9 protein-coding genes, 1 tRNA gene and 1 pseudogene are annotated in these 15,111 nt (G+C 67.9%); 1 reads left to right on the top strand and 10 read right to left on the bottom strand.

The features are described from left to right. Positions 1-284 precede the first annotated feature (284 nt). The 8 genes from HOV91_RS18790 to HOV91_RS18760 all read right to left on the bottom strand — a co-directional run bounded on the left by HOV91_RS18790 (position 285) and on the right by HOV91_RS18760 (position 12,469). Positions 285-953, bottom strand: coding sequence for a DUF8185 domain-containing protein (locus HOV91_RS18790; RefSeq protein WP_312884684.1), 669 nt, complete (start codon positions 951-953; stop codon positions 285-287). Between the two features lie 45 nt (positions 954-998). Beyond that, positions 999-1,463, bottom strand: a complete 465-nt coding sequence (locus tag HOV91_RS18785; protein ID WP_174186714.1) for an acyl-CoA thioesterase — start codon at positions 1,461-1,463, stop codon at positions 999-1,001. Beyond that, positions 1,460-6,400: an NAD-glutamate dehydrogenase gene (locus HOV91_RS18780; protein WP_174186713.1), complete on the bottom strand. Its 4,941-nt coding sequence runs from the start codon at positions 6,398-6,400 to the stop codon at positions 1,460-1,462. Before HOV91_RS18780 ends, HOV91_RS18785 begins: the two co-directional genes overlap by 4 nt. A gap of 191 nt (positions 6,401-6,591) precedes the next feature. Further along, on the bottom strand, positions 6,592-6,714 hold the full coding sequence (locus tag HOV91_RS40535) for a hypothetical protein (protein ID WP_263291371.1): 123 nt from the start codon (positions 6,712-6,714) through the stop codon (positions 6,592-6,594). Between the two features lie 346 nt (positions 6,715-7,060). After that, entirely contained in the window at positions 7,061-8,737 is a 1,677-nt protein-coding gene (gene ettA / locus HOV91_RS18775) for an energy-dependent translational throttle protein EttA (RefSeq protein ID WP_043721320.1), read from the bottom strand. A gap of 80 nt (positions 8,738-8,817) precedes the next feature. Continuing rightward, positions 8,818-9,315, bottom strand: a complete 498-nt coding sequence (locus HOV91_RS18770; protein ID WP_174186712.1) for a single-stranded DNA-binding protein — start codon at positions 9,313-9,315, stop codon at positions 8,818-8,820. Positions 9,316-9,470: 155 nt separating this feature from the next. Next, positions 9,471-10,439: a serine/threonine dehydratase gene (locus HOV91_RS18765; protein ID WP_174186711.1), complete on the bottom strand. Its 969-nt coding sequence runs from the start codon at positions 10,437-10,439 to the stop codon at positions 9,471-9,473. Next, positions 10,436-12,469, bottom strand: coding sequence for a bifunctional copper resistance protein CopD/cytochrome c oxidase assembly protein (locus HOV91_RS18760; protein WP_174186710.1), 2,034 nt, complete (start codon positions 12,467-12,469; stop codon positions 10,436-10,438). Before HOV91_RS18760 ends, HOV91_RS18765 begins: the two co-directional genes overlap by 4 nt. A gap of 188 nt (positions 12,470-12,657) precedes the next feature. On the opposite strand from HOV91_RS18760, the gene HOV91_RS18755 reads away from it, so the two are divergent. Next, positions 12,658-12,731, top strand: a tRNA-Arg gene (locus HOV91_RS18755). A gap of 827 nt (positions 12,732-13,558) precedes the next feature. Here HOV91_RS18755 and HOV91_RS18750 read toward each other — a convergent pair. Together HOV91_RS18750 and HOV91_RS18745 are read right to left on the bottom strand one after the other, a co-directional pair. Next, positions 13,559-14,210, bottom strand: a pseudogene (locus HOV91_RS18750) (DUF4389 domain-containing protein). 396 nt (positions 14,211-14,606) lie between these two features. Further along, on the bottom strand, positions 14,607-14,927 hold the full coding sequence (locus HOV91_RS18745) for a hypothetical protein (protein WP_174186709.1): 321 nt from the start codon (positions 14,925-14,927) through the stop codon (positions 14,607-14,609). Between the last annotated feature and the right edge of the window lie 184 nt (positions 14,928-15,111).

Genomic DNA, 15,111 nt, shown 5'->3' with positions numbered 1-15,111 from the left:
ATGCTTCAAATTTCTTGTACCGCTGCACATTTCGGTATCGACTGATCCGGCGGCAGCGATACTGTGGCAGGCCGACGGCAGCGCGACGACTCGATGGCGTCCGTAAACTCCCCTACTCACTCACACCGCGGCCGATCCGCCTTCGGGACTCCGACCACGCGACACACGCTCGTCCGGACCCGCGCACAACGGCGCCACGCGGTACCGGCGCAGCAGCCAGGCACCATGTGTCGGTCACCGTGCGGCCCGGAATCTTCCGGTGACACCACAGCCACGCGACGCGATCACTGCGGCAGAAGGGGAATTCCCCCGCCGAGGCGGCGGGCGACCGAACCATAGCGGGCGTCGAGCCGCAACCACGTTCTGGTCGCGCGGACGCGCACGATCTCGGTGGGCGGGATGCGGCGCGGGTCGGCCTTCTCCCCCGAATGCGGGATGAAATCCATCGCCGTGAGCGCGAAGACCACCCGCATCGGCACCTGCACCTTCGTTCCCGCGCCGGACACGGTCAGCACCGCCTGATCCAGCAGCGAAGCGGGCGGACCGTGTCCGCTGCCGTGTTCCTTCGCCAGCCGCGCACCCTGCTCGGCGAGTTCGACCAGGGTGCGCGCGGGCACGTCCTCGACGTGCGCGAAACCGTCCGTGGGCGGCAACGCGCCGCGCCATGCGGAGTCCATCGAGTAGCCCAGGTCGATCGGACTGCCGCTCGCCGATCCGGCCAGCACGACATCGGCGCCGACCGTCACGTCGTCGACGCCGAGTTCGGCGACCACGGTGCGCATCGCCAGTGCCTCGAAGCCGGTCGCCACCCAAGCGGACACGTAGTTCTCCCCCCGGCGGCGCAGGCGCACCACCGCCGCCGGGTCCAGGCGCACGGCCCTGGTCAGGAACGTGGCGAGATTCTCCCGTTCCGCCGGATCGGACACGTACAGCACACGCTGTCCCGATATCACGGCTGCTCCGCCGTCAGCATTCGACGATCACCGGCTCGCGGTCGCTCAGTCCATCCATTCGGACAGGTAATCACGCTCGGCGTCGGTGAGCCTGCGCAGCCGCTGCGCCCGCATGTCGAACGCGGCGATCTGGGTGGAGGCGACCACCGCCGCCGGCGAATCGGGAGCGGCGCCCGCCGCCCGCACCTCGTAACCGATGGTGAAGTCGACCGCGCGCAGCTGCTCGATCCACATGGCGATATCCAGCGGCGTGTCCTCGTGCCGCAGCTGGCCGCGGTAGCGGACATGCAGGTCGGCGAGGACGCAGCCCTCGCGCAGCGGAGCGGTCGGGCGGCCGTCCTCGAACAGCCACGGGATCCGCGCCTCCTCCAGCAGCGTCACCATCCGGGCATGGTTGACGTGCTGGAACACGTCCATGTCCGACCACCTGACGTCCACCTTGGCGTGGAATCGCCTGGGCAGCACGAGGCTGCCCGTCGCCGTCCCGTTCCGGTTCACCGAACTCGTCAACGTGGTACCTCCGATTGAGCGCCCACCCCGCTCACCATGCTCCGCACTTGCCGCGCTGCAACCGACAACGTGGCGAGATCGTGGGTTCCGGACTCGAACAATTCCGACAGCGCCGCCCTGGCTCGGCCGAGGCGGGACTGATTCTTCGACTCCCAGTATGCAATCTTCTCATCCGCCGTCTCCTCGGGGTCGCCGCCGGAGAGCACGTCGAGGGTGAGCGAGCGCAGCGACCCGTACATGTCGTCGCGCAGCGCGAGCCGCGCCAGCGCGTGCCAGCGGTCACCGCGCTCGAGGTGGCTGACCGCCTGCAACAGCCAGTCGATCTTGAGGTGATCGTTGAGCGCATAGTACAGCGATCCGACCTCGTCGCCGCCCCGGTCGGTGATGTCGGCGATGTCCACGATGTCCAGCAGCGGGAAGAGGTTGAGCAGACCGAAGACCTCGGTGGCCAGCTCGGTCGGGGCGCCGCGGGCGATCAACTCGGCGGACCGGTCGGTGAGGGTGGACACGTGGTGCCCGCGCAGCCAGCCCGGCACCTTGGGGGCGAGTTCCCGCACATCGGCGCAGTACCGGCTGATTTCCGAGCCCACCGCGATCGGCTGCGGCCGGTTGCTCAGCAGCCACCGGGACGCCCGATCCAGCGTGCGCTTGGTCTCCAGTTCGAGCAGGTCGCGCACCGACGTTGGCGCGTCGCACGCACGGATTCGCGCCCACATCCGGTGCAGGTCGAAGATCCCGCTGGCCGCGGCGAAGGCACGCACCGCATCGGTGGTGGTGGCGCCGACCTCCTCGTTCAACCGGTGCGCGTAGGTGATGCCGCCGTAGTCCACGATCTCGTTGGCCAGCATGGTGGTGACGATTTCCCGGCGCAGCCGGTGGCGCTTGATCGCGGCGCCGAAACGGTCGCGCAGCGGCGTCGGGAAGTAGTCCGGCAGCCGCGTGGCGAAGTACTGGCTGTCGGGCAGGTCGGAATCGAGCAGATCCGCCTTGAGCGACAGCTTCACGTGCGCCATCAGGTTCGCCAACTCCGGCGAAGCCAGTCCGGCGCCCTCTTCCAGCCTGCGTTTCATCTCCTGGTCCGAGGGCAGCGCCTCGAGCTCGCGGTCCAGGCCGCGACGCTGTTCGAGATCCTCGACGAGCCTCATCTGCACACTCAGCATCTGCGGCGCCTCGGTGCGCGAGATGCCCATGAGGAAGTTCTGTGCCACGTTGTCCCGCAACACCATTCGCGCCACCTCGTCGGTCATCGAGGCCAGCAGCGGATTGCGCTCCTCCGGCGGCAGTTGACCGCCGGAGACGACGGCGTCGAGCAGGATCTTGATGTTGACCTCGTGGTCGGAGCAGTCCACGCCCGCGGAGTTGTCCAGCGCGTCGGTGTTCATCTTGCCGCCGTTGCGGCAGAACTCGATCCGACCCAGCGCGGTCGCGCCCAAGTTGCCGCCCTCACCGATCACCTTGACGCGCAATTGCTTTCCGTTGACACGCACCGCGTCGTTGGACTTGTCGCCCACCTCGGCGTTGGTCTCGGCGCTCGCCTTGATGTAGGTGCCGATGCCGCCGTTCCACAGCAGGTCCACCGGCGCGAGCAAGATCGCGCGCACCAGATCCGGCGGCGAGAGCGAGACGACGTCGTCACCCAGGCCGAGAGCCGCCCTGGCCTGCGGGCTGATGGGCACCGCCTTGACGGTGCGGTCCCACACCCCTCCGCCGGGGCTGATCAGGGACGTGTCGTAATCCGCCCACGACGAACGCGGCAACGCGAACATCCGCTGCCGCTCCCGAAACGACACAGCCGCATCCGGATCAGGATCCAGGAAAATATGCCGGTGGTCGAACGCCGCCACCAAACGAATGTGCTCCGACAACAACATGCCGTTACCGAACACATCACCGCTCATGTCACCGATACCGACCACGGTGAAATCCTGCGACTGCGTATCGACGTCCATTTCGCCGAAGTGGCGTTTCACGCTTTCCCAGGCGCCCTTGGCGGTGATGCCCATCGCCTTGTGGTCATACCCGGCCGACCCACCCGAAGCGAACGCGTCACCGAGCCAGAAACCATAACTCTGCGCCACATCATTGGCGATATCAGAGAACGTCGCCGTACCCTTATCGGCCGCCACAACCAAATAGGTGTCGTCACCATCGCGCCGTACGACCCGGGCAGGGGGCAAAACCTCCCCGGTTGCGCGATCCACGTTGTCGGTGACGTCCAGCAAACCGGAGATGAACGTGCGATAGCAGGCAACACCTTCCGCACCCAACGCCTGCCGATCCGCGGCCGGATCACCGGTGGCCGCGGGCGGTTGTTTCACCACGAAGCCGCCCTTCGCGCCCACCGGCACGATCACCGCGTTCTTCACCGCCTGCGCCTTCACCAAACCCAGGATCTCCGTACGGAAATCCTCCAAACGATCCGACCACCGCAAACCACCACGCGCCACCGGCCCGAAGCGCAGATGCACACCCTCCACCCGCGGCGAATACACGAAAATCTCGAACTGCGGCCGCGGCTTGGGCAATTCGGCGATCGCGTGCGGTTCGACCTTCACCGAAACGAAATCGCGCGAGCTGCCGTCGGCGTCGGTCACGTAGTAGTTGGTGCGCAGCGTCGCCGTGATCAAGCCGAGGATCGCGCGGAGGATACGGTCGGCGTCCAGGCTGACCACCTCGTCGATCCGCCCGCGCACCTTGGTCTCCAACTCGGCGGCGTGCTCGGCGGAAACGGTGTCGGGGTCGAAACGCGCGGCGAACAGGTCGACGAACAGGCGCGCGATATCCGGATAGGTGAGCAGCACACGGCAGATGTTCGCCTGGCTGTAGGGAAACCCGGCCTGCTGCAAGTACTTCGCGTAAGTTCGCAGGATCGAGACCGCGCGCCACGGCAGCCGGGCGCGCAGCACCAGCTCGTTCAGCCCGTCCGCTTCCGCGCGGCCGTACCACATGGCCTCGAACGCTTCCACGAACCGCTCACGCAGCCCGCGCACCTCCGCCTCCAGCACGGCGGCGCGACTGGTGGACTCGAGCAGTTCCGCGTCCAGATCCCGGTCGAGCGAACTGCGCAACAATTCGGGACGGGCGAGCAGACCGAAGTCGTAGATCCAGCGCTCCCCACCGGCGCCACCGTCGGACGCGGCGTCCAACTCGATCTGGTAGGGCCGCTCGTCGACCACTTCTACGCCGAGGCTCTGCAACAGCGGAAGCACCTGGCTCAAGGAGATTCCGCCGCCACCGATGTAGAGGGTGAAACGCCACGAACCCGGCGCCGAATCCGGCCTCCGGTAGAGGTACTGGTCGATTCCGCCCTCGCGCAGCCGTTCCAGGCGCACGATGTCCGACAGCGCGCGGGCAGCGGCGAAATCCTGCTTGTAGCCCTCGGGGAAGGCCTCCGCGTACCGTTGCACCACGGCCGGATCGAGCACCGTCGACGTGCTCACCTCGTCGTTCAGGCGGTCGTCCCAGGTGCGGCTCGCCTCCGCGAGCAGGTTCTGCAGACGCAGCCGGTTGGGCTCGGAGGTGTCGGCGGCCGGCGGCGTCCGGCGCGGGACACCGTACTCGGCTTCCGGCATGCGCACCGTGAAATACACTCGCGCCAATTCGCTTTCGCCCACCCGCGCGGAGTAGTCGATGGACACCCCACCCAGTTCGCGGACCAGGATCTCCTGCATCTCCAGCCGCGAACTGGTGGTGTACCGGTCGCGCGGCAGATAGACCAGGCAGGCGACGTAGCGCCCATAGGTGTCCGCGCGCAGGAACAAGCGCACCTGACGCCGCAGGCTCACGCTCAGCACCGCGGTGGCGGTGCGGCGCAGCGTCTCGGCGTCGGCGGAGAACAACTCGGTGCGCGGGAAGGACTGGATGACCTCGAGCATCGCCTGACCGGAGAACGAATCCAGGTCGAATCCGCTGTCCTCGATCGCCGAGCGGACCCGGCGTTCGATCACGGGGATGTCCAGGACGTTCTCGTGCACGGCGGTGACGGTGAAGACGCCGATGAACAGGTGCTCGCCGACGACCGATCCGCTCGCGTCGAAGTCGGCGACGCTGACGAAGTACGGGTACACCGCACGGTGCACGGTGGCGGGGACCAGCCCTTGGGTCAGCGTGAGCAGTGGCCGGTCGCCGCCGTTGACCGGCACGTGGAAGTCGGTGCCCACGTCCGGCCGCAGCACGCCCAGGCACGTTGCGGGCAGGACGGTGGACAGCTCGCGGCCCTCGTCGCTGCTCAGCCGGTAGCGCGCGTAGCCGAGCAGCGTGAAGTTGCCCCGCGCCAGCCAGCGCAGCAGCTTGGCGGTGTCGGTCAGCTCGGCCGGGTCGAACGGCGCCGACTCGGATTGGGCGGCCAGATCCAGGTCGTCGGCCAGCTTGCTCTGCACGTCCTCGATGGCTTCGGTGTCCCCGATCACCTGGCGCACGTCGTCCACCACGTCCGGCACCGCGCTCTCGACCTTGGCCAGCAGCGCCGCGCTGGTCGACGGGTGCAGTTGCACGTGCATCCAGGATTCGCGCAGTCCGACCGCGCCGGTGCCGTCCACCTCGTGCGCGGCGGCGTGCGTCAGGCGCCCTTCCTCGTCCCGCTCGACCTCGAAGATCGGATGGATGATCTCGCTGACGCTGACACCGATCCGGCTCAGCGACGAGCTGATCGACTCGACCAGCAGCGGCATGTCGTCGGTGACGACCTGCAGCGCCGCACCGATCCCCGAGCCGTCGTCCGGGTGGTATACCCGCACCAGCGCGCGGCCGGGGCGGCGTGTCACGGCCAATTCCAGGTGCCTGCGGAAGATCTGGGTGATGCCGGTGATCGCACAGTCCACATCGCCCGCGTCGACGTGGCGGAAGTACGCTTCCTCGAGCGTCGCGAGTTCGCCGCGCAGCGACTGCGGCAAACCCGCGGCCCACGCCGCGCTGGACAATTCGGACGAGACGGTCATTTTCGCCAACTCCCTCGGATATCGGTTCCGTAACAAAGTGACGCCGGTCCGAGGGTAACTGTGCGCCGATGACGCGTGGGTGAATTCCCTTTCGATATCCGGGTGTTCACCACGACCGCGGAGTTCGCCGCTCGTGTGCCGAGATCGGACGGGATGACCTCGGGCACAGCACAGAATCGGACCCGCTGACGTCAGGTGAGCGCGACAGGTCGTATCCGCGGCGGCAGCGGCGCCGCACCGGTACCTCGGGTCAGCTCGGCCACCGCGTCGGCGGTCGAAGCCACCGGTTGCTCGAACTGCGCCTGCGCATTCACGACTCCACCCTAGTGGGCTACGCGCGGGTAGGTGTCACTCCTGTTTCGCGTTCTCGAGAAACCTCGTCGCCCACGCTGCGCCGAAGCGCTTCTCCCCCGATTCCCCCTGACTGCTCGCTCGATCGCCTCGAACCGATACCTACCGGCAAACGCCGGGCAGTGGCCGATGGCCGACCCGGCTCCGAGCGCTCTTCCGCACCGGCGGCGGGAGTCGCACACGATGAAATAACGTCGCGGACATCGGGTCCGGACGCGCGAATATACGCGCGATCCGGCCGGTGCGCCGAGCAGCCCTCCGGCGGGGCGGGTGCGGGCGAAACCGCGCACCCACCCCGTCGCGGCGAACTCAGCCGCGGGTCAGCTTGCGGTGCGTAACCCGATGCGGGCGGGCCGCTTCCGGGCCGAGCCGCTCGACCTTGTTGGCCTCGTACGCCTCGAAGTTGCCCTCGAACCAGAACCACTTGGCCTCGTTGTCCGAGTCGCCCTCCCACGCGAGGATGTGGGTGCAGGTCCGGTCGAGGAACCAGCGGTCGTGCGAGATGACGACGGCGCAGCCGGGGAACTGCTCGAGCGCGTTCTCCATCGACCCGAGGGTCTCCACGTCGAGGTCGTTGGTCGGCTCGTCGAGCAGGATCAGGTTCCCACCCTGCTTGAGGGTCATCGCCAGGTTCAGCCGGTTGCGCTCACCACCGGACAGCACGCCGGCCGGCTTCTGCTGATCGGGGCCCTTGAAACCGAACGCGCTCACGTAGGCGCGCGACGGCATCTCCTGCTGGCCGACCTGGATGTAGTCCAGGCCGTCGGAGACCACCTGCCAGACCGTCTTCTTCGGGTCGATGCCCGCGCGGTTCTGGTCGACGTAGCTGAGCTTGACCGTGTCGCCGACCTTCACCTCGCCGCTGTCCGGCTGCTCGAGCCCCACGATGGTCTTGAACAGCGTGGTCTTACCGACGCCGTTGGGCCCGATCACGCCGACGATGCCATTGCGCGGCAGGGTGAACGACAGGTCCTTGATCAGCTGGCGGTCGCCGAAGCCCTTGTCCAGGTGCTCGACCTCGACGACCACATTGCCCAGGCGCGGGCCCGCGGGGATCTGGATCTCCTCGAAGTCCAACTTCCGCATCTTCTCGGCCTCGGCGGCCATCTCCTCGTACCGGCCGAGGCGGGCCTTGTTCTTGGCCTGCCTGGCCTTGGCGCCGGAACGCACCCAGGCGAGTTCTTCCTTGAGCCGCTTCTGCAGCTTCTGGTCCTTCTTGCCCTGCACCTCCAGCCGCTCGGCCTTCTTCTCCAGGTAGGTGGAGTAGTTGCCCTCGTACGGGTAGGCGCGGCCACGGTCCAGCTCGAGGATCCACTGCGCGACGTTGTCCAAGAAATACCGGTCGTGGGTGACCGCGAGCACGGCGCCCTGGTACTGCGCCAGGTGCTGCTCGAGCCAGTTCACGCTCTCGGCGTCGAGGTGGTTGGTCGGCTCGTCGAGCAGCAGCAGGTCGGGCTTGCTCAGCAGCAGTTTGCACAGCGCGACCCGGCGGCGCTCACCACCGGAGAGGGTGGTGACCGGCTCGTCCGGCGGCGGGCAGCGCAGCGCGTCCATCGCCTGCTCGAGCTGGGAGTCCAGGTCCCACGCGTCGGCGTGGTCCAGCTCCTCCTGCAGCTTGCCCATCTCCTCCATGAGCTCGTCGGAGTAGTCGGTGGCCATCAGCTCGGCGATCTCGTTGAAGCGATCCAGCTTCACCTTGATCTCGCCCAGGCCCTCCTCCACGTTGCCGCGGACGGTCTTCTCCTCGTTGAGCGGAGGCTCCTGCTGCAGGATGCCGACCGTGGCGCCGGCGGCGAGGAAGGCGTCACCGTTGTTCGGCTGGTCCAGTCCGGCCATGATCTTCAGCACGCTGGATTTACCCGCGCCGTTCGGGCCGACGACGCCGATCTTGGCGCCGGGAAGGAAGTTCAAGGTGACATCGTCGAGCACGACTTTGTCGCCGTGCGCCTTGCGAACCTTCTTCATCTGGTAAATGAACTCAGCCATAAGTGTGAAGCCTATCGGTGCGGGAGATGGGGGGACGAGGCAGAGCTACCCTGCCGCCGGGACGGAAACCGGTCGCGCGATCACGCGTCGACGGGCTCGGGTGCGCTGCCGCGCGGCGGTGCCGAACCGGTGACTGCGACATTCTCCCCCGGCGCGTCGGCGACCGGCACCCGACCTTCAGCGCTCACGGCCCCGGAAGTATTCCGCGACGGCAGGTCGGACAACCGGGTCGGCTGTGCGGCGCAGCGGGACAGGTCCGGTCCGACCACGCTGGCGCGCATCTCCAGATCCCGCCGTTCCACCCCGTCCTTGCTGCGGTACTCATGGGAGCGCAGCTGACCGTAGGCGATGATCGGATCGCCGCGCCGCAGCGACGCGTCCACACCCGCCACCAGTCGGCGCCAGCAGCTGACGGTGAGATACAGCGTGCCGTTGTCCACCCACTGCCCCGAGGCGTGATCCAACCTGCGGGAATTGCTCGCCAGCCGGAAGGTGACCACCTGCTCGCCGTTGGCCAGGTCGCGCTTGACCGGATGGGTGGCGATCGTGCCGATCACGGTCGCATTGGCCTCGTACATGATTACGCCCCTTCACATTCGGATCCGGTCTGCCCGGATCTCCTCCCCCTCCAGGAGGCTCTTCCAGGATGGCCCCGACCCGCGGGCGCCGAACGATCCGATCCGGGAATGTGCACAACCTGCGGAAGTGTGAAGATCGCGCCTTTCACGCGCGATCAGAACACCGCCACGTCGGTGTTGGCGCCGCAGAGCACGACCACCGGGCGCTCGTCCGGAGCGGGCACGTAGGCGCCGCTGTGCACCGCGGCCAGCGCCGCGGCGCCGGCGAGTTCGACCAGGATGCGGAACTCGCGCCACAGGTACTCGCGCGCCGCGGCAATCGCGTCGTCGCTGACCAGCAGCGATCGCACCCCGTGGCGACGGGCGACGTCGAGGGCGATGTCACCGATCCGCGTGGGGCCCAGCGTGTCGACGGTGATGCCGGACCCGAGAATGTCCACCGGACGCCGCGCGTCCAGCGCCGCCCGCAGGATCGCCGCGCCCTCGGGTTCCACCCCGATCACCTGCTGACGGCGCCCGAGCGCGGCCGCGATCCCGGCCACCAGTCCGCCGCCGCCCACTGCCGCCAGCACCGGAGGACGCCCGCGCACCTGCTCTTCGAGCTCCAGCCCGACCACACCCACGCCGGCGACCACGGCGGGCAGGTCGTAACCGTGCAGCAGCAGCGCGGCGCGTTCGGCGGCCAGTTCGGTGGCGTGCTGCAGAGCCTCGCCGTAGGTGGTGCCGTGCCAGAGCACCTCGGCGCCGTGCGACCACATCGCGGCGACCTTGGTGTGCGGCGCCGTCTCCGGGACGACGACCGTGCATGCCTTCCCCAGCCGCGCCGCGGCCAGCGCGGCCGCGATACCCGCGTTGCCCGCGGAGGCGATCACCACGTGATCGAGGCCGCCGCCCGACTCCAGCAGCGCGTTGAGACTGCCGCGCACCTTGAACGTCCCGCCGTGCTGGAGGTGCTCGAGCTTCATCGTCACCGGCACCGGCCCGGACGGGGTCGCGACGGAGGTGTGGAAGACCGGCGTCTTGCGGATCTGTCCGGCCAGCCGCTTGCGCGCGGCGCGCACGTGCGACCGTTCCACCCGCCCTACCGGTCTGTGTTCGGAGACCACGGTGGCGCGTTCACTCACTTACGCACTTCTCCATCTCGCTTGGCCAGTTGGGCGAACATCGCGTTGTGTGCGGCGAGAGCGGCGTCGTTGTCGCGTTCGGCGGCTCGGTCGGTGCGTCGCGCGAGCCGATGGTCGCTGCGAGACCATTGGATCAGCAGCGCCAGCATCACCACCACGAGGGGGACCTCTCCACTCGCCCAGGCGAGGCTGCCTCCGGTGCGCTGGTCGCCGAGCAGATCACCGTTCCAGCCCAGGCCGAGACCGCGGTAGAACCAGCCGCCGAGCACGGTGTTCATGCTCATCAGCGCGACGCCGAAGAAGGCGTGGAACGGCAGCGAGCCGAACACCATGGCGAGCTTGGTCAGCGGCTCCACCTGCCGAGGCTTGGGATCGATGCCGATCACCACCCAGTAGAACAGGTAGCCGCTGAGCAGGAAGTGCAGGTTCATCAGCAGGTGGGCGGCGTGCGAGTCGGCGTAGGTGTCGAAGATGCCGCCCAGGTACAGCGCGTAGAACCCGGCGACGAAGATCGCCGAGGCCACGATCGGGTGGGTCAGGAAACGCGACACCGGGTTGTGCACCGCGGCGAGCAGCCATTCGCGCGGCCCCGGCACGCCACCGCGGCCTGCGGCCGGCAGGGCGCGTAGCGCCAGCGTCACCGCGCCGCCCAGCGCGAACAGGATCGGCGCGAGCATGGACAGCGCCATGTGCGCTCCCATGTGCACGCTGAACATCGCGGGCGAGTACCGGCCGACGCCGGACGATGTCGCGACCAGCAGCACCACGCAACCGGACAGCCAGGCGAGCGTGCGCCCGGCCGGCCACGCGTCACCCCTGGCTCGCAATCGCCGCACGCCGAGCAGGTACAGCACCGCCAGCACGAGCGACAGCGTTCCGAAGATCAGATCGAAGCGCCAGTCGAACAGCATCCGGGCCAGGCTCGGCGGCCCGGCCAGCTCGTAGCCCAGTTCCACTTCGACGGGGGTCGGCACGGAATCCGGTGGTGGCGGCGGCGTCCGGCCGAGCCCGACAGCGAGTCCGATGGTCGCGGCGAAGATCAACACCTCCACGCCCGCGTACCTGACCAGCGCCGTGCGGTCCCCTGGATCGGCGGCGAGGGCGGGCAGCGCCGCGCGGCGCTGCAGGTAGCCGAGCACGCCGAGCAGCCCCAACGCGGCGGCCTTGGCCAGCACCAGCCTGCCGTAGGTGCTGGTGAACAGTTCCTCCGGCGGCACGCGGACCCACGAGTTGATCACGCCGCTGATCGCGATCACGGCGAACGAGACCGTCGCGGTCAGCGAGAAGCGCCGGGTCGCCACGTCGGTGTGGGCGCCGCCGCGCAAGGCGTGGGCCAGCACCGCGAACAGGCCGCCGACCCAGATCGCGGACGCGATCAGGTGCAGGATCAAGCTGTTGGTCGCCACGTCGTGCGACCCGCCCGAGGACGAATGCCCGGTCAACGCCAAGGGCATCATGGTGGCGATCGCGGCGCCGAGCAGCACCGGAGTCCAGCCCCAGCGCAGGGCCAGCCGCCCGCCGACGGCGACGATCAGGGCGAAGATCACGGTGGTGCGCCAGGCTCCGGCCAGCTCGATCTGCCCGATCGCCCGCCACAGGCCCTCCGGCCGCAGGACGTCGGTCACCGGCTGACCCGTGGTATCGGAAACCGTCAGGGGCACCAGAAGCGCCGCGCAGCACGCCCAGACCAGGGCGAAGTTCGACGCCCGGCGCACCGCGCGGTACCCGCCGACATCCAGCAGCCCGTTCGGCTGCGGCGGCACGAGGAACGCAGCGAAAAGCAGGGAACCCACGGTCAGCGCCGCCGCCAGATCGGCGAGCGCCCGGACCGCGGGCAAGCCGTAGGTGGTCGGCGCGCCCGGATCGGGGATGCCGAGCAGACTCAGTGCCTGCGCCGCCGACAGGCCGACCACCAGCGCCGCCGCCACGGCCGCGATGGCGCCCGCCAGCGCGGTGACCGTCGCGAACGTCGCCCCGGACCGGGAGGTCGCGGCTTCGGGAGCGGCGGACGAGGTAGGGGCGGACGACATACGACTGAGCGTAGTTCGGCGAGTATTCCGTGGCCCGGTCGGGTTTGTACCGATATTGTGGGCCGCGCGTCACCTACTGTCTCGGGATGGCTGAAACGTTGCTAACGCTAAGAGTTCGGACACCTGGACGGTCGCTATAATCGACCCGCTGGACAGCACGGCCAATGTCGGCCATCGTGGAACCCGCTGCCTCCGTAGCTCAGTTGGATAGAGCAAGGGCCTTCTAATCCCTAGGTCGCAGGTTCGATTCCTGCCGGGGGCGCAGCACACTGGAGACCTGCAGCTATGCGGGTCTCCAGTGCTATTACCCCATCGTCTCGAAGCTCAAACACCCGGAGACATCGCTCGGCCACGCCCCTCCGTGACGAGCGGACGCGGCGATCCGCCCGGTGCGCCGACGACTTCGCGAGCGGTTTGCGGCCGCACCACGAAGCTCCACAGGTTCCCCCCGAACGTGCAGCGCCCACCACGAGGCGAAGCCGTCGCCATCCACCGATTCCGAGCGGCGCTCGGACAGCGAGTCCAGGTTCCGCGCCAGGCTTGCCTGAACTGTTCGATCTGCCCGGCGGCCGCCGCTGCCTGGCCGGTCTGCCACAACAACAGATCCTTCTCCGCGACGACCCGCGCGGAGTATGGAATCTCGTTCTCCGCGGCGTTCAGCAGTGCGAAGGCTCGCTCGATTCCGAGACGGCTTCGGGATGACGAAGCGCCTCAGGGCACATGCCGGGGCTGGTGGGATCGATCACATATGGTGAGCTCGGCTGGCCGAGCCCTGCGGCCTGATTCTTGACGTATTAATTGTGCGCGTCACGCCAGCTTTCCACCGTTGACATTTCGCGGAGTCGATGCCGGGCATATATGCGTCGACCCGAGCCTTGGGAATATTCTCGTCCAGCAGGAAATTCCGGGCAACAGACCTGCGATCATCCACATGCGGATCACTCGCGGCCTCCCACAGCAATGCCGCGAAATCGCGATCCGAGTTGAAGTGTCCCACCATCAGCGCATCTCATCGCGCAACCGACGGCGGATATACGAATCGGCCCGCCGACGCGGCGGGCGGATTCGACGGGGTCGGCGATATCGGTTTCAGTCGGACTCGCGGGCGCCCTGGTCGAGACGGAAGGGCGGGTACTCGTCCCGCATCAGACTCGCGTAGGCCTGCACGCGGATCATCCAGCGATTGAGTCCCATCACGAAGTCGTAGACGCCCTGCGGATAGCGCGCCGTGAACAGCAACGCGATCAACGCGACGAGCAGCAGGACGCTCAGCAACGAGATCGAGGCGCCGGCCCAGTCGTCACCGCCCCCGGCCACGATGCCGCCGCTCACCACCGCGCCGATGATCAGATAGTGCGGAATGGCCAACAGCCACCACTTCACCAGCACCAGCCCGCGGTGCAGCGTCTCCGGATAGTCGATCTCCAGGTCGGCCGGGTAGTCCGCGTCCGGCTGCAGGCTGAACGGGGGGTACTTGTCGGTGCCGAGCACCGAGAGCGCATAGAAGGTCACCCGCCACCCCCCAGCGCATGACGCCGACGTTGAAGTCGAACAGTCCCCGCGGGTACCTGCCGGTGATCAGGATCGCGAAGAAGGCGACGATCGTGAGCACCACGTACGCGACGTGCAGGAAGAACAACACGACGTAGTGCGGTATGGCCAGCAGCCACTTCACCAGCCACATCCATCGCGACAGCGCCGGGTCCAGATCCCCGCGGACGCGGATCGGGTCGGGCGGCACGACGGACTTCTCGAGTTCCATGATCGACACTCCTCACAGGTGCTGTGACCCAAGCCACAGAGCAATGTCTGATTGTCGCTTATCGGACCGATCGGGAACGGCACCATCCGATACCGACACGCCAACGAATAGGGGTCGGCGAGGGAAAGCCGAGTCACCTTGCGGAGTAGCCGATTTCATGCGCGCCGCTCGACACCGCCTAGTGCAGCCGAACGCACATCCCGGAAGAACCAGTGGAGTGAAGATTCTGTGCCGCAGGAGTATTGATCGCCGTAGTGGCATAAGACCTGTCCGCATCGGCCTGCAATACTCCGATGCGCGATCCGACCGTCGGCACCCCGCTGCCGATCGTCGCTGTGCAGGGAGTTCGACCCGCCCGTCCTCCGTACCGTCCGCTCAGGCCGGTCCGCTCGACTGCGCCGAATACAGGCTGACCTCGCCGTCCTCACTGAGGAACGCGTTGACCAGCATGGTGCGCGTGGTCCGCAACTCCTCCTGGTCCGGCGCGGCGGTGGTGATCGAGATCTGCGGGATGACCGCCCAGTTGACCACGTAGCGCTCCGGCGGGCCGTCGTCGTCAGACAACCGGGCGAGCCGGAAGACGGAGACGGTCTTGCGGACGATCAGATTGCGCACGACCTCCGCGATTCGCTCGGGATCTTCCAGCGCGAACATGAAGCCGAATGTCAGCTCCGGCGATGACACGTAGGCGGGCACGAACACCGAGGCTAGCGGATCGGGCGACGGCGCGCAGCGCTCGTATCGAATCGGTTGCCCGTCGTGCGCTCGACAATTCGCGGGCGCGCTCGCCGCGGAAGCGGCCCGGGTGACCGATCCGTAACGGAACATAACAATTTCCCGGCAGCTCTCGGATTCGCACGGCAGAGTATTGCGCCGATTC

Origin of the sequence: Nocardia barduliensis (genome assembly GCF_013315795.1) — a bacterium.
Taxonomy (GTDB): Bacteria; Actinomycetota; Actinomycetes; order Mycobacteriales; family Mycobacteriaceae; genus Nocardia; species Nocardia barduliensis.
The sequence above is the reverse complement of the archived record's forward strand: the minus strand, read 5'-3'. Positions and strand labels throughout refer to the sequence as shown.